Annotated in this window: 19 protein-coding genes; 13 read left to right on the top strand and 6 right to left on the bottom strand. The window is 53.1% G+C overall.

The window, feature by feature from the left end:
- Nucleotides 1–27 precede the first annotated feature (27 nt).
- The 5 genes from stdB to ACLJZ5_RS07320 all read left to right on the top strand — a co-directional run bounded on the left by stdB (nucleotide 28) and on the right by ACLJZ5_RS07320 (nucleotide 5,723).
- Nucleotides 28–2,517 (top strand): fimbrial outer membrane usher protein StdB, encoded by a 2,490-nt coding sequence (gene stdB, locus ACLJZ5_RS07340; RefSeq protein WP_024798159.1) that lies wholly within the window; start codon nucleotides 28–30, stop codon nucleotides 2,515–2,517.
- Between the two features lie 40 nt (nucleotides 2,518–2,557).
- Nucleotides 2,558–3,301, top strand: coding sequence for a fimbrial biogenesis chaperone StdC (stdC, locus tag ACLJZ5_RS07335; protein WP_024798160.1), 744 nt, complete (start codon nucleotides 2,558–2,560; stop codon nucleotides 3,299–3,301).
- Nucleotides 3,298–4,365, top strand: coding sequence for a fimbrial protein (locus ACLJZ5_RS07330; RefSeq protein WP_024798161.1), 1,068 nt, complete (start codon nucleotides 3,298–3,300; stop codon nucleotides 4,363–4,365). Before stdC ends, ACLJZ5_RS07330 begins: the two co-directional genes overlap by 4 nt.
- A gap of 109 nt (nucleotides 4,366–4,474) precedes the next feature.
- The gene (locus tag ACLJZ5_RS07325; protein WP_000093333.1) at nucleotides 4,475–4,981 is read left to right on the top strand and encodes a CaiF/GrlA family transcriptional regulator; all 507 of its coding nucleotides are present in this window, start codon (nucleotides 4,475–4,477) and stop codon (nucleotides 4,979–4,981) included.
- Nucleotides 4,968–5,723 (top strand): transcriptional regulator, encoded by a 756-nt coding sequence (locus ACLJZ5_RS07320; protein ID WP_024798162.1) that lies wholly within the window; start codon nucleotides 4,968–4,970, stop codon nucleotides 5,721–5,723. Before ACLJZ5_RS07325 ends, ACLJZ5_RS07320 begins: the two co-directional genes overlap by 14 nt.
- Nucleotides 5,724–5,935: 212 nt before the next feature.
- Here ACLJZ5_RS07320 and ACLJZ5_RS07315 read toward each other — a convergent pair whose 3' ends face one another.
- Nucleotides 5,936–6,784, bottom strand: coding sequence for a nickel/cobalt efflux protein RcnA (locus ACLJZ5_RS07315; RefSeq protein WP_025714788.1), 849 nt, complete (start codon nucleotides 6,782–6,784; stop codon nucleotides 5,936–5,938).
- Nucleotides 6,785–6,906: 122 nt separating this feature from the next.
- On the opposite strand from ACLJZ5_RS07315, the gene rcnR reads away from it, so the two are divergent.
- A complete protein-coding gene (gene rcnR / locus ACLJZ5_RS07310; protein ID WP_000019953.1) occupies nucleotides 6,907–7,179 on the top strand; it encodes a Ni(II)/Co(II)-binding transcriptional repressor RcnR in 273 nt (90 codons plus the stop codon).
- Nucleotides 7,180–7,209: 30 nt separating this feature from the next.
- Here rcnR and ACLJZ5_RS07305 read toward each other — a convergent pair whose 3' ends face one another.
- Both ACLJZ5_RS07305 and ACLJZ5_RS07300 read right to left on the bottom strand, forming a co-directional pair.
- The gene (locus tag ACLJZ5_RS07305) at nucleotides 7,210–8,439 is read right to left on the bottom strand and encodes an amino acid permease (protein WP_000036837.1); all 1,230 of its coding nucleotides are present in this window, start codon (nucleotides 8,437–8,439) and stop codon (nucleotides 7,210–7,212) included.
- 141 nt (nucleotides 8,440–8,580) lie between these two features.
- Nucleotides 8,581–9,036, bottom strand: coding sequence for a multidrug/biocide efflux PACE transporter (locus ACLJZ5_RS07300; RefSeq protein WP_001519547.1), 456 nt, complete (start codon nucleotides 9,034–9,036; stop codon nucleotides 8,581–8,583).
- Between the two features lie 103 nt (nucleotides 9,037–9,139).
- On the opposite strand from ACLJZ5_RS07300, the gene ACLJZ5_RS07295 reads away from it, so the two are divergent.
- The 6 genes from ACLJZ5_RS07295 (at nucleotide 9,140) to ACLJZ5_RS07270 (ending at nucleotide 15,980) form a co-directional block, all read left to right on the top strand.
- Nucleotides 9,140–10,003: a LysR family transcriptional regulator gene (locus tag ACLJZ5_RS07295; RefSeq protein WP_023138777.1), complete on the top strand. Its 864-nt coding sequence runs from the start codon at nucleotides 9,140–9,142 to the stop codon at nucleotides 10,001–10,003.
- Nucleotides 10,004–10,125: 122 nt separating this feature from the next.
- On the top strand, nucleotides 10,126–11,304 hold the full coding sequence (locus ACLJZ5_RS07290) for an acetyl-CoA C-acetyltransferase (protein ID WP_000665980.1): 1,179 nt from the start codon (nucleotides 10,126–10,128) through the stop codon (nucleotides 11,302–11,304).
- A gap of 429 nt (nucleotides 11,305–11,733) precedes the next feature.
- Entirely contained in the window at nucleotides 11,734–12,570 is an 837-nt protein-coding gene (kduI, locus tag ACLJZ5_RS07285) for a 5-dehydro-4-deoxy-D-glucuronate isomerase (protein ID WP_000383270.1), read from the top strand.
- 56 nt (nucleotides 12,571–12,626) lie between these two features.
- On the top strand, nucleotides 12,627–13,388 hold the full coding sequence (gene kduD, locus ACLJZ5_RS07280) for a 2-dehydro-3-deoxy-D-gluconate 5-dehydrogenase KduD (RefSeq protein ID WP_000602490.1): 762 nt from the start codon (nucleotides 12,627–12,629) through the stop codon (nucleotides 13,386–13,388).
- Nucleotides 13,389–13,741: 353 nt separating this feature from the next.
- On the top strand, nucleotides 13,742–15,160 hold the full coding sequence (gene araE / locus ACLJZ5_RS07275; protein WP_000253650.1) for an arabinose-proton symporter AraE: 1,419 nt from the start codon (nucleotides 13,742–13,744) through the stop codon (nucleotides 15,158–15,160).
- Between the two features lie 112 nt (nucleotides 15,161–15,272).
- Entirely contained in the window at nucleotides 15,273–15,980 is a 708-nt protein-coding gene (locus ACLJZ5_RS07270) for an aspartate/glutamate racemase (protein WP_024797768.1), read from the top strand.
- Here ACLJZ5_RS07270 and ACLJZ5_RS07265 read toward each other — a convergent pair.
- On the bottom strand, nucleotides 15,952–16,887 hold the full coding sequence (locus ACLJZ5_RS07265; RefSeq protein WP_024797767.1) for a LysR family transcriptional regulator: 936 nt from the start codon (nucleotides 16,885–16,887) through the stop codon (nucleotides 15,952–15,954). The genes ACLJZ5_RS07270 and ACLJZ5_RS07265 overlap by 29 nt on opposite strands.
- 117 nt (nucleotides 16,888–17,004) lie before the next feature.
- Here ACLJZ5_RS07265 and lysA point away from each other — a divergent pair, with 117 nt between their 5' ends.
- Nucleotides 17,005–18,267: a diaminopimelate decarboxylase gene (gene lysA, locus ACLJZ5_RS07260; RefSeq protein WP_031617852.1), complete on the top strand. Its 1,263-nt coding sequence runs from the start codon at nucleotides 17,005–17,007 to the stop codon at nucleotides 18,265–18,267.
- 9 nt (nucleotides 18,268–18,276) lie between these two features.
- Here the strand turns inward: lysA and ACLJZ5_RS07255 are convergent, their stop codons facing one another.
- Nucleotides 18,277–19,299, bottom strand: a complete 1,023-nt coding sequence (locus tag ACLJZ5_RS07255) for a LacI family DNA-binding transcriptional regulator (protein WP_077914060.1) — start codon at nucleotides 19,297–19,299, stop codon at nucleotides 18,277–18,279.
- Between the two features lie 10 nt (nucleotides 19,300–19,309).
- Nucleotides 19,310–20,338 carry an HTH-type transcriptional regulator GalR gene (gene galR, locus ACLJZ5_RS07250; RefSeq protein WP_000201028.1) on the bottom strand — a complete coding sequence of 343 codons (1,029 nt, stop codon included), beginning with the start codon at nucleotides 20,336–20,338 and terminating at the stop codon, nucleotides 19,310–19,312.
- Nucleotides 20,339–20,915: the final 577 nt, after the last annotated feature.

Below are 20,915 nucleotides of genomic sequence, written 5' to 3'. Positions count from 1 at the left end.
CGGACGACAACACGAAAGCGCCATGCCATGAAAATTACCCGGCTTGCCATTCTGATTACCCTGACATTTTCCGTCCTGAAGTCGCAGGCCACGGAGTTCAATGCCAGCCTGCTGGACAGCGGGAACCTGTCTAACGTGGACCTCACGGCCTTCAGTCGCGAGGGGTATGTGGCGCCCGGTAACTATATTCTCGATATCTGGCTCAATGACCAGCCGGTACGGGAACAGTATCCGGTCAGAGTTGTACCGGTGGCCGGACGCGACGCGGCCGTCATCTGTGTGACAACAGACATGGTGGCCATGCTGGGTCTTAAGGATAAGATTATTCATGGCCTGAAACCCGTTACCGGTATCCCGAACGGGCAATGCCTTGAGCTGCGCTCCGCTGACAGTCAGGTACGGTACAGCGCTGAAAATCAGCGTCTGACCTTCATTATCCCCCAGGCCTGGATGCGTTATCAGGACCCGGACTGGGTGCCCCCTTCACGCTGGAGCGACGGCGTCACCGCCGGCCTGCTCGATTACAGCCTGATGGCCAATCGCTATATGCCGCAGCAGGGGGAGACCTCTACCAGCTACAGCCTCTACGGCACCGCCGGGTTTAATCTCGGCGCCTGGCGGTTGCGGAGCGATTACCAGTACAGCCGTTTTGACAGTGGGCGGGGCGCATCACAGTCCGATTTTTATCTGCCGCAGACGTATCTGTTCCGTGCCCTGCCAGCACTGCGCTCAAAACTGACGCTCGGACAGACGTACCTCAGCTCCGCTATTTTCGACTCCTTCCGCTTTGCCGGGCTCACTTTGGCCAGCGATGAGCGCATGCTGCCGCCCTCTCTTCAGGGGTATGCCCCGAAAATCAGCGGCATTGCGAACAGTAATGCACAGGTTACCGTCAGCCAGAATGGTCGCATTCTGTACCAGACCCGGGTGTCGCCGGGGCCTTTTGAGCTTCCCGACCTGAGCCAGAATATCAGCGGCAACCTGGATGTCAGCGTCCGGGAAAGCAACGGTAGCGTCCGGACATGGCAGGTCAACACGGCCAGCGTCCCCTTTATGGCACGCCAGGGACAGGTTCGCTATAAGGTGGCCGCCGGACGTCCGCTGTACGGCGGGACGCATAACAACAGCACGGTCAGCCCTGACTTTCTGCTCGGGGAGGCCACCTGGGGAGCATTTAACAACACGTCGCTGTATGGCGGCCTCATTGCCTCCACCGGCGACTACCAGTCCGCGGCGCTCGGGATCGGCCAGAATATGGGGCTGTTGGGCGCTCTGTCTGCGGACGTCACCCGCTCAGATGCGCGGTTGCCGCATGGGCAGAAGCAGTCCGGTTACAGCTACCGTATCAACTATGCCAAAACGTTTGATAAAACCGGCAGTACCCTGGCGTTCGTCGGATACCGCTTCTCGGACCGCCATTTTCTGTCCATGCCGGAGTACCTGCAGCGTCGGGCCACTGACGGCGGCGATGCATGGCATGAAAAACAGAGCTACACCGTGACTTACAGCCAGTCCGTTCCGGTACTCAACATGAGCGCGGCCCTCTCGGTAAGCCGGCTCAATTACTGGAATGCGCAGTCCAACAATAACTACATGCTCAGCTTCAACAAAGTGTTCAGTCTCGGCGACCTTCAGGGGCTCTCGGCCTCGGTGTCGTTTGCCCGTAACCAGTACACCGGCGGGGGGAGCCAGAACCAGGTCTACGCCACCATCAGTATCCCGTGGGGCGACAGCCGCCAGGTGAGCTACAGCGTGCAGAAGGATAACCGGGGCGGCCTGCAGCAGACCGTGAATTACAGCGATTTCCATAACCCGGACACCACATGGAACATCAGCGCCGGTCATAACCGCTATGACACCGGCAGTAACAGCAGCTTCAGCGGCAGCGTGCAGAGCCGTCTGCCGTGGGGCCAGGCGGCAGCGGACGCCACCCTGCAGCCCGGACAGTACCGCAGCCTGGGCCTGAGCTGGTACGGCTCGGTGACCGCCACCGCCCACGGCGCCGCCTTCAGCCAGTCGATGGCCGGGAATGAGCCTCGCATGATGATAGATACTGGAGACGTGGCCGGTGTACCGGTGAACGGCAACAGCGGGGTGACCAACCGCTTCGGGGTGGGCGTGGTGAGCGCCGGCAGCAGCTATCGGCGCAGCGATATTTCGGTTGATGTGGCCGCCCTGCCGGAGGGCGTGGACGTCAGCAGCTCCGTCATCAGCCAGGTGCTGACGGAGGGCGCGGTGGGCTACCGGAAGATTGACGCCAGCCAGGGGGAGCAGGTGCTCGGTCATATCCGACTGGCTGATGGTGCCAGTCCGCCGTTTGGCGCCATGGTAGTGTCCGGGAAAAGCGGCAGAACCGCGGGGATGGTCGGAGATGGCGGTCTGGCCTACCTGACAGGTCTCAGCGGGGAAGACCGCCGGACCCTGAATGTGTCCTGGGATGGCCGGGTGCAGTGCAGACTCACCCTGCCGGAAACGGTGACACTCAGCCGGGGGCCGCTGTTACTGCCCTGCAGATAAAAATATCCCTGTCACAGAGCAGGACTAACGGAGAAAACAGGTGAAAAACAGCAGAAGAAGCCGTGTGATTTTACTCGCGCTGGCGGCAGCATGGAGCCAGTGCAGCCCGGCGGCCGTCAATGTCGACCGGACCCGTATTATCATGGATGCGCCGCAGAAAACGGTGGCCATCACGCTGAATAACGATGACAAAACCACGCCGTTTCTGGCGCAGTCTTGGGTGACGGACGCTGACGGGGTGAGAACCGATGCGCTGATGGCGCTGCCGCCGCTGCAGCGTATTGATGCCGGACAGAAATCCCAGGTCCGTATCACCCAGGTTCGTGGGCTGACAGATAAGCTCCCTCAGGACAGGGAAACGCTGTTCTGGTTTAACGTGCGGGGCGTTCCCCCGAAGCCGGAAGACGACAACGTCCTGCAGCTGGCCATGCAGAGCCAGCTGAAACTGTTTTACCGTCCGAAAGCCATTATCAGAAGCAGCAATGACCAGCCGGAAAGAAAGCTGACTGCTGAGCGGAATGCGGGACACCTGACCCTCAGAAACCCGACGCCGTACTACATCACTGTGGCGTGGCTGGGAGCAGACCGTAGCCACAGGCTCAGCGGTTTCAGCGAGGGCGTGATGGTGCCGCCCCTGGGGAGCCTGCCTTTAAAGGCTGTTCTGCCGGCAGAAACCCGGACGCTGTGGGTAGGGTATATTGATGATTACGGTGGACTGCAGATGAATCGCTACGCCTGCGATGCCCTGAACTGCGCGTTTAAGGACGCAGGGGCGACATCATGACAGGACGATTATTCAATATGAAATCACTGATACTGTCAGGTGTGTTTCTTTTCTTTGCTGTCTGTGATTCTGCGAGTGCAAATATCGAATGGTCATATTGTGACGCGAATGGACATGTCGGCATTCAGAATATTAATCTGAAGGGTGGAACATTCTTCACTGGTCAGGAGCTGCAGAGCGTTACCGTTCCCATTAGTTATACCTGTTATACAAAATGGAAAAGTTACGGACCCTCTTACTACACAACTCTTAATCTTTACAATATGGGGGAGGTAGTAACTGCACTAAGAAAAAGCGGTCTCGGCATGGATATCACTGTTCAGGAAGGGACGTCGGCTTCCGTAACATTTACATGGAAAGAGATACAGGCAGGATTTTCTGGCTGGAGCAGCTCAAAAGTATTCGGGCAATATATGGACCCGGAGAAAACATATAACCGGAGCGGAACGCTGACGTTTCGTATATTTGTGTATCAGGCGTTTAAGAATAACTTTTTGAACATAACTATACCATCAAGCACGATTAACATATTACCCTATGACCCAAATGGTGTAAGCCCCCCATCTGTTTCATTCAGACCTTTAACTGTTTCTGCGTTTAATCTCAGGTTTATTCCTGACAACTCAGGCACGGTTATTATCTCTCCTTCTAATACTATCAAAATGGGGCATTTTTATACGGAATATAAGGAAACCATGGTGCCCAGGGAAGTACCTTTCACCGTTACAGCACAACAGAATGTCGGAACGCAGATCCCGTTCGTCGCCCCACTGGCTATAGAGTTCAGGACCAACGGTCTGACACTGGCAGATGCTGACAGCACCGTGATTCTTAAGAATAATAAACAAGAAAACAATGGTTTCAGACTGTCGGTAATGGATGTAGATAATAACACACCAGTTAAATTTAATGTGAAAACAGATATGGGATCTATCCATCTTGATAACGGTGCCGGTGGCAGAATTATAAAACAGTATAAAGCAAAGGTCGAAGCTATACCCGGTGCGGTAATTAAAACAGGTGCTTTTTCAGCCGCAATGACAGTGATTGTTACTTACAATTAGCAGGATTAAATACCATTTCCTGATAGTTAATTAAAAAATAGCTATAAATTTATCTTTATGATTATTTTTTTCTTCTCGGTCTTTTTCACTAAAAAAACGGAGAGTTTGCATGTCTTCTGATAAATCAAAAGGGAAGATAGTTTTTTCAGGTAACGATATTCATTATCCCGGACAGACCAACCATGATGCCTGTTTTATTCCGGTAAGTGTCCGCCAGTATGCCGGCGAGCCCCTGTATATCATCGTGGCACACTGGTGCCTGTTGCAGCAGAACTGGGTTCAGCGTAACCAGATAGCAGAGGCGTTTCACATCACGGCCAGACGGGCCAGCTACCTGATTGCCTATCTGCGAAGCAAAACATCGCGGGTGGTCAGCATCTGCCGTCACCAGACCCTGCCCAATAAAGCACGACGCTATGAGATTTATGTTATCCGGGTTCTTGACAGTCCCACCCCGTCCACGCGCCGTGAAAAAGCCGGACCGCCGCCGGTATCAAAACGCCGGGTCGGTAATGGTGACAGGTCGATGGCAAATGAACTGTGGAACCGGCTGTGCAGTAACAGAAATGCGGGAAAGATCCTGAAAAAGAAGGAGGATGAGGATGACGGAACATAACCGGATACCGGCCCGGCAGATTATCGTTTACGGTGACTGCTGGCCGGTGACGATCGCCGTGGCACACCTGGTCCGGAGATTTCTGCCGGGCTGCAACTGTGAAACCGCATACAGGCTGCCTGTTCTGTTGCAGCAATTACGTCGGAAACCGGAGGCCATACTGATACTGTGTCTGCGTCCCCGTGAACATCTCTTTTTGTTCTATTCCCTGAGACAGATACTGCCGGACTACCCGGTTATGATTATCAGCGATGAGCTGTTTTTCAGCGACCGGGTGGTACTGAAGGTATACGGCGGCATCCCGGCGCTGCTGGAGCAGGAATTGGCGGAGATACTTATTCGGTGGCGGCGGGATGAACAGTGGGCCGGGGGCGCACGCCTGCGCAGGACAGGAGGGCTGGACGCCTTTTTGTTATCTCCGGCTCCGGTGACGGGCTTTCTGGAAGTGCCACCGATATTTAACAATCCGAAGCGGTTGATGAACTATATGGACCAGTTGATGCACCGGGAGATACTGGCATGCGGAGTGAGCCTGGCCCAGTTACGCTTGCTTCAGGAAGTTTACCGTGGACGGGGAAGGTTGTCAGCGTTGTGTGGAAGGCTGAATACGCAGGAGAAGCAAATCTGGCAGGACAAATACCGGTTACTGGTGAAGCTGGGAATGCGGAACCGATTACGGGAACTGCTGTTTGGTACCCGGTTTTGTAAATCATTGCAGCGAACTCCGTTTATCGCTCCGTAGTAACCCGCCTCCGGCGATCCTATCCAGAAACACTGACACTCCGGCTAAACCCGGTGGCGGTGGGGTATGTTTTGCCTGTGGTGTAGTGGAGTAAAATACAGAATTCAGGCGGGACGCTGAATGTATGGCCTTTCATACCGTTTGATAAGTAAAAACGCTTCTGGAATGAAACCCGAAGTGAATGATACGGCCTGAGCAGAAGCGTTACATATTTACTGCATGATCCCGGTATAGCCATGAATTCCCATATACACGCCGACCAGACCAATCAGAATGCTCGAAAAATAGGGCGCCCGCCGGGCAAGCGTCGAAAAACCACTCCAGCGCTTTGCTGCCTGTTGAACGCTTATCGCCGCGCCAACGCCTACCGTCACCAGCGTTAATGCCAGGCCAAGACTAAAGCTCAGCACCATCGTGGCGCCCAGCGTAAACGCTTTAAGCTGGATACAAATCAGTAAAACGGTGATCGCAGCCGGACAGGGGATAAGCCCTCCGGTCAGTCCGAACAGCAGGATCTGTCCATTAGTCACTGTTTGACCATCAAAACGGCGTTGAATATCGGCAGCATGGGCGCGTTCATGGGCATCCTGATACGCTTTTGACGTTGCGCCTTCCGGATGTATGTGACCATGATGGTCATGGTCATGGTCATGGTCATGGTCATGGTCATGGTCATGGTCATGGTCATGGCCGTGGTCGTGGTTTCCCGCCAGCCACTGCTGCTCGCCTCGCCATGTCCGCCAGAACATCCAGCACGCGGTGCTCAGAATAATAATCGCAGAAATTAACTGCAGCCATGGTTCCACTGATTGTGCGGTGAATGCCCGGCTAAGATACATCCCACCCAGCGCGATTAACCAGACGATCGCGGTATGAGAAAGCGTTGCTGCCAGACCGAGCATGACAGCCTGTTTAACCGTACCTTTAATGGCAATGATAAAAGCCGCCATCATAGTTTTGGAGTGCCCTGGTTCAAGCCCGTGCAAAATACCTAATAAAATGGCGCTGGGAATGAAGAACCAGCCGTTTCCTTGCTGAAGAAGTGTCGAAAATTCACCCATGAGAATGATTCTTAGTTGTTTTATGTGGGGCGTCATTCTACTCCCCCCCAGTATGGAATACTACCCCCCAGTAGCATCGTAATGCTATAATTTGTATTCGTTAATGTTAGTGAGGTGTTGCAATGTCACATACCATCCGGGACAAACAAAAGCTTAAAGCCAGAACCAGCAAGATTCAGGGACAGGTGATAGCGCTAAAAAAAATGCTGGATGAACCGCATGAATGCGCGGCCGTGTTACAACAGATCGCGGCGATTCGCGGCGCGGTAAATGGCTTAATGCGTGAGGTGATTAAAGGGCATCTGACCGAGCATATCGTTCATCAGAGTGATGAAGCCAGACGTGAAGAAGATCTGGACGTAATATTAAAGGTGCTGGATTCTTATATTAAATAGCCGGGAGCTATATCCCGGCTATCTTTTACTTTAGCCGAAAAACATCACCGATACGCAAAGTAAACCGACGACCAACGTAATGAAATTGCCTACTGAACGGTAGGGTTTCAATGCCGGTATCAGGTACGTTGACAACGTGGGCATAATAAACAGAATCATCGCAATGAGCGGGCCGCTAATGGCATAAATCATAGAGATGGCATTCGGGTTAATACAGCAAATAATAAACGTAATCCCGGAAACCAGCATGATAGACAGCGCGCGATTGAACGCCCGGCTTTTTTTCACGCCAACCTGCTGTAGGGTGGTTCTTACCATTTCGGTTGCGCCCTCAATGACGCCGAAATAGGTGCCGAGGAAAGATTTCGACATGGCCACGACGGCAACGATAATACCGGAAATAGAGAGCCAGGCCGGCGCATTGGGCATCATCGAGAGCGCGGAAAGGATGGTAACGCCTTCGTTGCGCGCGTCTTCAATGTATGACGGCGGAATGGAGAGCAGGCAGCTAAAGACAAAGAACAGCACGCTCAGGCAGATAATCAGATAGGCGACCTTCATGATCTTTTTGCATTTATCCATGGCCTGATCGCCAAAATTTTCCCGTCTGTCGATGGCAAACGTCGAAATAATGGGCGTATGGCTAAAAGCAAAAACCATCACCGGAATAGAAATCCATACCTGGTGCAACGTGTGACTATCCAAAGACATCTGCCCGGTCAGTAACGAGGGTTGCCAGCTTCCGGTTAAGTAGAGCGAAAGGAACAAGAAGTAAGCGATAAGTGGAAAGACTAAAAAGCCCATTACGCGAAGAGTGGCATGTCTTCCCATTAAGAAAATCATATTCAGGATAAGTACTACGCCGAAGCTAACTGCCATCCGGATGCGAATATCTATCTGAATATGCTTCGCTAATTGCTCTGTCAGGGAATTGGTAATCGCCACAGCATAAATTAATACCACGACAAAAAACGCAATGAAATAAAGCGTGGTAATAATACTGCCGATTTTCTTGCCGTAATAATGAGTAACGGCGCCAGTAATTCCCTCACCGGCAGAAGTCTTTGAGGAAAGAATAAACTGACACAGCGCCTTATGCGGCCAGTATGTCAGCGGCCAGGCGACCAGCGCGGTAATAAATAGCACGATTGCGCCTGCCGATCCCAACTGGATGGGAAGGAAAAGAGTGCCTGCGCCTACAGCCGTTCCGTATAATGCAAAACTCCAGAGAGTCTCATCTTTTGACCAAATTTTAGACATTATTTGAATTTATCAACTATAAAACACACAAAAAGAAGCGCAATTTACCATAAATAGCGTCAGTTGGGGGCGTTTTAAGCAGATGGATGTCGTGGAGGAGGAGGGCCGGGAGCGTTGCGATCCCGGCAAAAAAGAGCAATATCATGCACTAACGCGCTGTTGGCGGCGGGTCACTATTCGCTGGCGTAAAACATCGTACGCCCAGTTGTACAGCATCGTGTACGGCAAAAAGAACAGGAAGAAACCAATTTCTAGGGTGAATGCTTGTAGCAGGCTGACATTCAGTACCCAGGCGACAATACTCACGCCAATGACAATAAACCCACTTTCAAATCCTAACGCATGGAGTGCGCGCACTTTGGCGGTTCGTCTCACCTGATGCGCGGGCCACAGTCGATCAAACAGAGCGTTATAAATGATATTCCAGATCATGGCCGTCGTTGCCAGCAATATCGTCAGGCCGCCCATCTCCAGCACCGAGCGCTGCATTAGCCAGGCGGTCGTTGGCGCCAGTATCGCAGTCGCAATACCTTCAAAACAGACAGCATGGAAAATACGCTCCGGCAGCGAGCGACGTTGTATGGCGTCATGTTGCATAAACGAAAAAACCTTACTCTTAATCAAGCTAAAGAAATTTCCGCTATTTTATCGTTTAATGTGATACCTAAAAGATAACATCCATCGATAAAGTAGATAGGTTATGCGTTACTCACCTGAAGCGTTAATGGCATTTGTTGAGACCGTCTCTTGCGGTTCGTTTTCTGCGGCGGCGCGCCGCCTGCGTAAAAGCCAGTCCACCATTAGTACCGCCATTGCGCATCTGGAGGCGGATCTGGGATTTTCATTATTTGATCGATCTTCGCGCCAGCCCGTTCTGACCGAAGAAGGAAAACGGGTGCTTAGCTATGTTCAGGCTATTTTATCGGCGAGCGATCGTCTGGATGAGGTGGCGCTGACGTTATCCGGCGAGACGGAGGCAAGACTCACGTTCGTCCTCTCTGATACCCTGCACCCTGACAGTCTGGAAGAGTTAATGGCGCAGTTTGATCGTCAATTTCCGCATACCGAGTTTGAATGCTTGATCGGAGAAAATGATGATGTCATCGACCTGCTGCAAAAAGGGCGCGCCCAGATAGGCCTGATTGAAGCGCGTGATGACTATCCCACAAACATTGGCGCGACGCGTCTGCCTGTTCAAAGCTGGATGGGGGTTTATGTGGCGACCACGCATCCGTTGGCGTCGCAGACGAACCTGCAATGGGAACAACTGCATACCTGGCGCGAGCTGCGTCTGAATACCTATCTTGACTCTAACGCCAACATTACGCGCGGCCCGGCCTGGTCAGCGCCAAACTATTTATTGCTGTTGAGCATGGCGGTTCAGGGATTTGGCTGGTGCGTATTGCCCTGCGCGCTGGTGGAAGAGTTTGCGGCGGAAAAACCGCTGGCGCAGCTGGATGTTCCTGGCTGGCCGAGGGCGATTGCTATTGATTTGCTGTGGAACAAGAAAACGCCGCCCGGAACGGCGGGGAACTGGCTTCGCTACCATTTGCAGCAGAAATAAGCTGCGTCACCGTCAAATCAGCGTCATTTCCTTTGTGATAAAACTCACTTTTTTTAAACAATCAAGATAACTAATTTTAACAATGCTCTACTATGGCGGTGTCATTTTGCGCTGAGGTGGTAATGAAAGAGGTTGTGATAGTGGGGGCTTTACGGACACCCATCGGCTGTTTTCAGGGAACGCTGGCCCGTCATTCCGCCGTCGAGCTGGGGAGCATGGTCGTAAAAGCGTTAATTGAGCGCACCGGCGTGGACGCTAACGCTATCGATGAGGTCATCCTCGGTCAGGTGCTGACGGCTGGTGCCGGGCAGAATCCGGCGCGCCAGTCAGCCATCAAAGGAGGGCTGCCGACTACCGTTTCCGCCATTACCATTAATGACGTTTGTGGTTCCGGTTTAAAAGCGTTGCACCTGGCGACGCAGGCTATTCAGTGCGGCGAAGCGGACATTGTTATCGCGGGCGGGCAGGAGAATATGAGCCGTGCGCCGCATGTCCTCAATGACAGTCGTACCGGCGCGTTGCCTGATGCCGACAATCTGGTGGATAGTCTGGTACATGATGGCTTATGGGATGCCTTCAACGATTATCACATTGGCGTGACGGCAGAAAACCTGGCGCGGGAATATGGCATCAGCCGCGAGTTACAGGATGCTTATGCGCTCAGTTCGCAGCAAAAAGCCAGGGCCGCGATTGATACCGGACGTTTTAAAGATGAGATTGTCCCCATCGTCACGCAACGTAATGGGCAGACCGCAATTGTCGATACGGATGAACAACCGCGGGCCGACGCCAGTGCGGAGGGGTTAGCCCTGCTGCATCCGGCGTTTGATAGTTTAGGTTCGGTGACGGCGGGTAATGCCTCCTCAATCAACGATGGCGCCGCCGCGGTGATGATGATGAGCGAGGCGAAAGCCCAGGCGCTGGGGTTGCCGGTGCTGGCGCGCATTCGCGCGTTTGCCAGCGTCGGCGTCGATCCTGCGCTAATGGGGATTGCGCCGGTATATGCTACCCGGCGCTGTCTGGAGCGCGCCGGCTGGCAACTGACGGAGGTCGACCTTATCGAAGCCAACGAAGCGTTTGCCGCCCAGGCGTTGTCGGTAGGAAAAATGCTGGAATGGGATGAGCGACGGGTAAACGTTAATGGCGGCGCGATTGCGCTGGGGCATCCCATTGGCGCTTCCGGCTGTCGAATTCTGGTTTCACTGGTGCACGAAATGGTTAAACGCGACGCGCGTAAAGGCCTGGCGACGCTGTGTATCGGTGGCGGCCAGGGCGTTGCTTTAACCATTGAACGCGACTGATCCTACGCCAGCCACCCTTTTCCTGCTTCAGTATTCCGTTATAAAAAGCCCTCTATCACGAGGGCAAAGCCAGTGACAGAACCCCCTTTTTCGTTATAGCGCAGAACGTCTTGCCGCGTCGGGCATTGCAGACGCATACCGCTTTTAATTCAATTCGCACATCAGACCCCGTTCCAAAACAAGCTCCAATTTTTATCTGAGTAACCGCATACAGCATCTGGCGCACATGTCTGAAAATCAGACAAGTGCGTAAATTTTAGCGCCGATCGTGATCGCTACAGCAGTTTTAAAAATAACCAGACATAAAAATGAAACGTTGTTTTATTTATTGTTGAAAACCTTTATCCAGGCGACTATGATGCCGTTAAATAAATCAAAACAGTGTTTTGATTTTATGCCATTGCGATCGATTTATCATTGGAGGGAAAGGTGGACGTAAGGCAAAGTATCCATAGCGAGCACGCTAAAACGCTGGACACCCAGGCGCTGCGACGCGAGTTTTTAATAGAAAATATTTTTGTCGCTGATGAATATACGATGGTCTACAGCCATATCGACCGTATTATTGTCGGCGGCATTATGCCCGTCAGCCATCCCGTTGAAATCGGCGGAGAGGTGGGTAAACAGCTTGGCGTTTCCCGGTTACTGGACCGCCGCGAGCTGGGCGTCATTAATATTGGCGGCGCGGGCGCCATTATCGTTGACGGGCAGCGCCATGACATTGGTCATCGTGATGCTCTGTATATTGGTAAAGGGGCGAAAGAGCTGGTCTTCGTCAGCAATGAGGCGAGCAGACCGGCGAAGTTTTATTACAACTGCGCGCCAGCGCATACCGCTTATCCGACGAAAAAAGTGTCGCCTGCCGACGTTGCGCCCGTCACCTTAGGCGATAACCTCACCAGTAACCGTCGCACCATCAATAAATACTTCGTACCGGATGTACTGGAAACCTGTCAGCTCAGTATGGGACTCACCGAACTGGCGCCCGGCAATCTATGGAACACCATGCCATGCCATACCCATGAGCGCCGTATGGAAGTGTACCTCTATTTCAATATGGAAGAGGACAGTTGCGTTTTCCATATGATGGGGCAGCCTCAGGAAACCCGTCATATTGTGATGCGTAATGAACAGGCGGTTATTTCCCCAAGCTGGTCAATACATTCTGGCGTTGGCACCAAAGCCTATACGTTTATTTGGGGCATGGTGGGAGAAAATCAGGTCTTCGATGACATGGATCACGTTGCGGTACAAGATCTGCGCTAGTCGCGACCGGTGATAACGCCTGTGCGTGACAGGCATGACAAAAATAAGGATTAACAATGATTTTGAATGCATTTTCTCTTGAGGGTAAAGTCGCGGTTGTGACGGGGTGCGATACCGGATTGGGGCAGGGGATGGCGTTAGGGCTGGCGGAAGCGGGCTGTGACATTGTCGGTATTAACATTGTTGAACCGACGGAAACTATTGCGCGCGTCACCGCTCTGGGACGTCGTTTTTTAAGCCTGACAGCCGATCTGCGTCAAATCGATGGTATTCCGGCATTACTGGAACGGGCGGTGGCGGAATACGGTCATATTGATATTCTGGTGAATAACGCGGGTTTAATCCGTCGTGAAGATGCGATTGATTTCACGGAAAAAGACTGGGATGACGTCATGAACCTGAACATCAAGAGCGTGTTCTTTATGTCTCAGGCGGCGGCAAAACATTTTATTGCCCAGGGCAACGGCGGCAAAATTATTAATATCGCGTCTATGCTCTCCTTCCAGGGCGGTATTCGCGTTCCGTCTTATACCGCATCGAAAAGCGGCGTAATGGGAATAACACGTCTGATGGCGAACGAGTGGGCGAAACACAATATCAATGTGAACGCCATCGCACCGGGCTATATGTCCACGAATAATACCCAGCAATTGCGCGCTGATGCACAACGTAGCGCCGAAATTCTCGACCGTATTCCGGCTGGACGTTGGGGGCTACCGGGCGATTTAATGGGGCCGGTAGTCTTCCTGGCATCCAGCGCCGCTGATTATATTAACGGCTATACCATAGCGGTAGATGGCGGTTGGCTGGCGCGTTAATCCGCTACTGACAAATGCGTTTCTGGGAAAGTCGACTCTTTGGCCGAAAAAACTGATAAAGCCCTGTCCTCGTACAGGGTTTTTTTATGATCTCATTAGCATAGTCCATATTGTGGGTTTAACTTAATCCATATATTGTTAAATAATAGCTATGATCAATGGTTTAATTCATTGAAATATTGGTGGTTTAAAAAAATACCCGGCAACGGCGTTAAATTTAAAAAGTGTAATATCCATCACATATCGCTATAGCGTAGCCATTTAATCCATATTTATGCCGTTTCCAGCCTGACACTTGAGGAAGAGTATCCCGTACTTTCAGGCTATGTCTTACTCTGTTGTGGCAGGAAAATATGGTCTCTATTAATCATGACTCTGCTTTAACGCCGCGTTCGCTTCGCGACACACGACGTATGAATATGTTTGTTTCGGTTTCTGCAGCGGTAGCGGGACTGTTATTTGGTCTGGATATCGGCGTTATCGCCGGGGCGCTGCCTTTTATTACCGACCATTTCGTACTGACCAGCCGGCTGCAGGAATGGGTCGTCAGCAGTATGATGCTTGGCGCGGCAATTGGCGCATTATTTAACGGCTGGCTTTCATTCCGGCTGGGGCGTAAGTATAGCCTGATGGCCGGCGCGATTTTGTTTGTGCTCGGCTCGCTGGGGTCGGCGTTTGCTTCCAGCGTGGAAGTATTGATTGGCGCCCGCGTGATACTGGGCGTAGCAGTAGGGATTGCCTCCTATACCGCGCCGCTTTATCTCTCTGAAATGGCAAGTGAAAATGTTCGCGGCAAAATGATCAGTATGTATCAACTGATGGTGACGTTAGGCATTGTGCTGGCTTTTTTATCCGATACGGCATTCAGCTACAGCGGCAACTGGCGCGCGATGTTGGGCGTACTGGCGCTGCCTGCGGTGTTGCTCATTATTCTGGTGGTATTCCTGCCGAATAGTCCGCGCTGGCTGGCGCAAAAAGGTCGCCATATTGAAGCGGAAGAGGTGCTGCGTATGCTGCGCGATACCTCGGAAAAAGCCCGTGATGAACTGAATGAGATTCGGGAAAGCCTCAAACTCAAGCAGGGCGGGTGGGCATTATTTAAAGCTAACCGCAATGTTCGTCGCGCCGTGTTCCTCGGTATGCTGCTACAGGCAATGCAGCAGTTCACCGGCATGAACATCATTATGTACTATGCGCCGCGCATTTTTAAAATGGCCGGCTTTACCACCACGGAACAGCAAATGATCGCCACGCTGGTGGTCGGGCTGACCTTTATGTTCGCGACGTTTATCGCCGTCTTTACGGTCGATAAGGCCGGGCGTAAACCGGCGTTAAAAATCGGTTTCAGCGTAATGGCGTTAGGGACATTGGTGTTGGGCTACTGCCTGATGCAGTTTGATAACGGTACGGCATCAAGCGGCCTCTCCTGGCTTTCCGTTGGGATGACGATGATGTGTATCGCCGGTTACGCGATGAGCGCCGCTCCGGTGGTGTGGATACTGTGTTCGGAAATCCAGCCGCTGAAATGCCGTGATTTTGGCATTACCTGTTCAACCACGACAAACTGGGTATCGAACATGATCATCGGCGCGACATTCCTGACACTGTTGGACAGCATTGGCGCGGCAGGTACATTCTGGCTTTACACCGCGCTGAATATCGCTTTTATCGGCATCACCTTCTGGCTGATTCCGGAAACCAAAAATGTCACCCTGGAGCACATCGAACGCAAGCTGATGGCGGGCGAGAAGCTAAGAAATATTGGCGTGTAATCACCCCTCCCATGCCGGATGACGCCTGTTATCCGGCATGATGAAAAATAGACTGGAAACGGATGTGTAAGTTTGCTTCACTGCCATAATGCTTTAAAAAAAGGAGAGCGCAGTGAAAACGATCGGGCTGTTGGGGGGGATGAGCTGGGAATCGACTATCCCTTATTACCGTTTAATCAATGAAGGCATTAAACAGCAGCTGGGAGGCCTGCACTCGGCGAGCTTACTGCTGCATAGCGTAGATTTCCACGATATTGAAGTATGTCAACGCCGCGGCGAGTGGGATAAAGCGGGCGATATCCTGGCGCAGGCCGCCCAGGGGTTACAGCAGGCGGGCGCAGAAGGCATTGTGCTGTGTACCAACACCATGCATAAAATCGCGCACGTTATTGAATCTCGTTGTTCTCTGCCTTTCCTACACATTGCGGATGCTACCGGGCGAGCCATCGCCCGTCAGGGGTTGCATCGCGTGGCGCTATTAGGGACCCGCTATACGATGGAGCAGGATTTTTATCGCGGGCGGCTGGAACAGCAATTTGCGATTGAGACCATCGTGCCGGAGGCGGACGATCGGGCGCGTATCAATCAGGTGATTTTTGACGAGCTCTGTCAGGGGACATTCACTGACGTGTCGCGCCACTATTATTTACAGGTTATCGAACAACTGGCTGCGCAAGGCGCGCAGGGCGTTATTTTTGGCTGCACTGAAATAGGTTTGCTTGTTCCCCAGACGCAAAGCGCGCTACCGGTTTTCGATACCACGGCAATTCATGCCGCAGATGCCGTGAGCTTTATGCTTTCGTCATCGGCCCCAGAATAACCTCCAGTGGTTCGACCAGGCGCGAAAGATGCGTTTGTAAATGCTGACTGAAGGCGTCAACCAGCGCGGAGGCGGGGCGGTGTAGCGGGCGAATCAGGCTGACGGTAAAGGGCACGTCAATGCTGAAGCGGCGAACGATGACGCCGCTGGCGGCATAGTCCAGCGCGGTCAGCGGGTTAACGATCGAAACGCCCGCCCCGGCGCGCACCATCGCGCAGACGGAGGCCGCGCTATGCGTTTCCACCACCATTCTGCGCTTCACCTGATGTTCGGCAAATAACGTATCCAACAACTGTCGATAGCTGTCCAGGCGGGAGAGGCTGATAAAGTTTTCCCCCTGAAAATCGTCTGGCGTCAGTACCGTTTTGGCGGCAAGCGGATGGTCGCAGGGCAGTACGCACACTTCATTTAGCGTTAGTAACTCGGTACGGGTTGTTCCTGCCGGGGCATGAAGCGTCTCCGTCAGCCCTAAGTCGTGGCGCTGGGCGGAGAGCCACTCTTCCAGCAACGGCGACTCCTGCGGCACAATATTCAGGCTGACATCCGGATAACGCGCCAGAAAAGGCGGTAGTAGCGGCGGCAAAAAGGATTGTGAAAAGACCGGCAGGCAGGCGATAGAGAGCTCGCCCTGACGGAACTCGCGCAGACTTTCCGCCGCGCTGACGATGCGATCCAACCCATACCAGGAGCGTTGTACCTCTTCGAACAGGCGTAGCCCTTGCACCGTCGGATGTAAGCGCCCGCGTGTGCGCTCAAACAGCGTTAATCCCAGCACTTTCTCAAAACGCGCCAGCTCGCGACTGACGGTAGGCTGCGAGGTATGCAGCAGCCGCGCCGCTTCGGTGAGATTTCCGGCGGTCATTACGGCATGAAAAATTTCAATGTGACGTAAATTAACGGCAGCCATACGTTTCCCTGAATCATTTATCCCATATCATTTTTGCATAGACTGACAATAAAACGATATTTTTTATTCTTTCTAAGGTATGGCGTAATCGTTAAAAAGCCTGTTCCGGAGTTTGTTATGTCATTGCCGCATTATCACGCTGAAACTGACCTTAACGCTGAAAATTTGCTCAGATTGCCTGCTGAATTCGGCTGTCCGGTCTGGGTCTATGACGCGCACATTATTCGCCGTCAGATAGCCGCCCTGCAGCAGTTTGACGTCGTGCGTTTTGCGCAAAAAGCCTGTTCGAACATTCATATCCTGCGCTTAATGCGCGCGCAGGGCGTCAAGGTGGATTCTGTTTCATTGGGGGAGATCGAACGTGCGCTGGCGGCGGGCTACGATCCGCAAACGTGCCCTGATGATATCGTTTTTACCGCCGATGTGATTGACGCCGCCACGCTGGCGCGCGTCAGCGAACTGCATATTCCGGTCAATGCCGGTTCGGTAGATATGCTGACGCAGCTTGGTCAGGTTTCGCCTGGGCATCGCGTCTGGTTGCGCGTGAATCCTGGCTTCGGTCACGGCCACAGCCAGAAAACCAACACCGGGGGCGAAAACAGCAAACACGGCATCTGGCATAGCGATCTTCCGGCGGCGCTGGCGATAATGCAGAAATACCAACTGAAACTTGTCGGTATCCATATGCACATTGGTTCCGGCGTCGATTATGGACATCTGGAGCAGGTTTGCGGCGCGATGGTACGCCAGGTGCTGGAATGTGGTCAGGATGTGGAGGCGATTTCGGCAGGCGGCGGACTCTCGATACCTTATCGTGAGGGAGAAGAGCCCGTTGATACGCGCCATTACTATGGCCTGTGGAACGCGGCGCGCGAGCAAATCGCCCGCCATCTGGGACATGCGGTCAAACTTGAGATCGAACCCGGACGTTTTCTGGTGGCGCAATCGGGCGTGCTGGTAACGCAGGTGCGTAGCGTAAAACAGATGGGAAGCCGCCATTTCGTGCTGGTAGATGCGGGTTTTAACGATCTGATGCGCCCGGCGATGTACGGTAGCTATCACCGTATTTCGGCGCTGGCGGCGGATGGTCGCGCGCTTGAAAATGGCCCGTGGGTCGAGACGGTGGTCGCCGGGCCGCTATGCGAATCAGGCGATGTTTTTACGCAGCAGGAAGGGGGAATGGTTGAAACACGCGCCTTACCTGCGGTCATCCCCGGCGATTACCTCGTATTGCACGATACCGGCGCGTACGGCGCGTCTATGTCATCGAATTACAACAGCCGCCCGCTCCTGCCGGAAGTACTGTTTGACAATGGACAGGCGCGGCTGATCCGCCGTCGTCAGACTATTGAAGAGCTGTTAGCGCTGGAGATGCTCTGAAGCGCATCATTAGGCCGGACGTTGAAAAAACGGGCCTGCGGCGACGGACTCGCGCAGAATCAGCGTGCCGGTAAAGGGCGGGATCGGGGCGACCGGCTCGCTGTTCGCCAGACGAACGGCCTGATCGATCGCGGTGGCTATCATATCCTCAATGGGTAAATAGACTGTTGAAAGCCCCGGTTCAAGCCAGGTTGCGCCCGGCGCATCGTCAAAACCAAACAGCGACACATCCTGCGGGATGCGTAATCCGGCCTGGCGCAGCGCTTTTGCCGCGCCCAGCGCCGTGTCATCATTACAGGCGAATAGCGCGCTAAACGTGACGCCTTCCTCCAGTAATTCCCGGCAGGCGTCATAGCCGCGCGTCAGCGTGTAATCGCCGTATTTCACTTTTGTCGGTTGCCACGGAATACCATACTTTTCCAGCGCCTTGCGATAACCCGCTACGCGTGATGTGCCGGTGGGAGTATGAACAGGCAGCGTAATACAGGCGATATCGCGATGGCCCTGCGTAATCAGATATTCCACCGCCTGGAATGCCGCCGTCTCCTGCTCGAAGAAAATAGCGCGATCGCGGGCCTGAGTGACGTTGCGATTAATAATCACCAGCGGCATTTCCGTGGCGTCAATCAACGACAAAATCGCCGGCTCATCCATATAGCGAGTGTAAAGAATAATAGCGTCGCACTGTCTGTCGGCCAACATTTGTACGGCTTTCTGCTCTCGTTCCGGCGTATCGTGACCATCGGTGACGATCAACTGCTTGTTATGCAACTCCGCCTGGCGCGACGCCCGGCGCAACAAACTGCCGAAATAGAAGCCGTCAAACGTAGAGACGACCAGACCGATGCTGTTGCTGGTGCGATTCGCCAGCGAGCGTGCCAGCAGGTTGGGGCGATAGTCCAGAACCTGCATCGCCGTAAACACTTTCTGGCGCGTACTTTCTTTTACCTGCCCCGTCCCATTCAGCACCCGTGAGACGGTGGCCTTTGATACGCCCGCATGGCGGGAAACATCCAGCATTGTCGCCATCATGCTACCCTGATTAATCGGTTGTCGACAGGTGTCCGGTATCCGTCGGCGTGGACACCGAATGTCGGCGTACCAGTGTCGGACTAAATACATGAGTTACTTCCGGCGTAGGGCATTTCCCCGCCAACGCTAACGCCAGCTCCGCCGCCTGTGTCGCCATGGTGACGATCGGATACCGAATGGTGGTCAGTCGGGGACGCACATAGCGTGAGACCAGTACATCATCAAAACCGATGAGCGATACTTCGCCCGGCACCCCCACGCCATTATCATTTAATACTCCCATCGCGCCGGCCGCCATCGAGTCGTTATAGCAGGCCACTGCGGTAAAATGTCTGCCGCGGCCTAATAACTCAGTCATCGCCTGCTCGCCGCCGCTTTCATCCGGTTCGCCGAACGTCACCAGCCGATCGTTAGCCGGGATATGGCTTTCCGCCAGCGCATCGTAATAGCCCCTCAGGCGATCTTCGGCATCAGAGATAGTGTGATTGGAACAGATATACCCAATACGCGTATGACCTTGCTGGATCAGATGCCGGGTCGCCAGCCATGCCCCGTAACGGTCATCCAGCGCGACACAGCGATGTTCTAACCCCGGTAAAATGCGGTTAATCAGCACCATGCCGGGGATTTGCTTCATTAATGAGGCCAGGTCCGCATCCGGAATCATTTTGGCGTGTACCACTAACGCTGCGCAACGATGACGAATCAACTGTTCAATAGCCTGACGCTCTTTTTGTTCGTTATGATACCCGTTGCCAATCAGTAAAAAATTGCCGGTGTGATACGCCACCTGTTCAACGGCTTTCACCATCGCGCCGAAAAAAGGATCGGAAACGTCGCCGACCACCAGACCGAGGGTTTCCGTTGCCTGCTGTGCCAGCGCGCGCGCGTTGGCGTTAGGGTGATAGCTCAGGGACTCCATTGCGCTGGTTACCGCCAGCCGGGACGCTTCGCTGGCTTTTGGCGAATCGTTAATAACGCGAGAAACGGTGGCGACTGAAACACCGGCCAGTCGGGCTACATCTTTTATGGTCGCCATGATAATACCTATAGTGGGTAAACGCTTACATTACGCCAGTTTTACGGAAAATGAACCTCTGTTCAAGCCTCTTGCCCCGCCGTGTCGGGCAAATGTGACCTGCACGGGAGAAATGCGTCTGTAAAGTGACAATACAAATCTTTCGTTACAGTTTGCGAAGCGCTGTTGCGATTGTCTGCTGGCAGGCTAGCGAGTCAGGTTGATAGAGTGGTGATCCCAGAGGTATTGATAGGTGGAATCAACGTCATTGTTGATCACACGAATTACACCAACCTGCGTAGAGATGCGCAGGTTTTTTTTTGTTTCGCCTGAACCTGTAACAGTAACGGATAATTTACACAACTCGTTGCATTTCCGTTTATTCCTTTGCGTTTTCGGACTGGCGATGCAGACGCGCGAAGCCCACAATCAAGATCCCAGAGGTATTGATTGGTGAGATTATTCGGTACGCTCTTCGTACCTGTCTCTTGCACCAACCTGCGCGGATGCGCAGGTTTTTTTTGTCTATGGAAAACCCCCAGCTAGGCTGGGGGTTCCGGAAAGCTTTCAGCTTTAAGCCAGTTATTAAAACCCCTTT

Origin of the sequence: Salmonella sp. 5800, from assembly GCF_046558195.1 — a bacterium.
Classification (GTDB): Bacteria; Pseudomonadota; Gammaproteobacteria; order Enterobacterales; family Enterobacteriaceae; genus Salmonella; species Salmonella enterica.
Note: the sequence above shows the minus strand (reverse complement) of the source record. Positions and strands in the feature narration are given on the sequence as shown.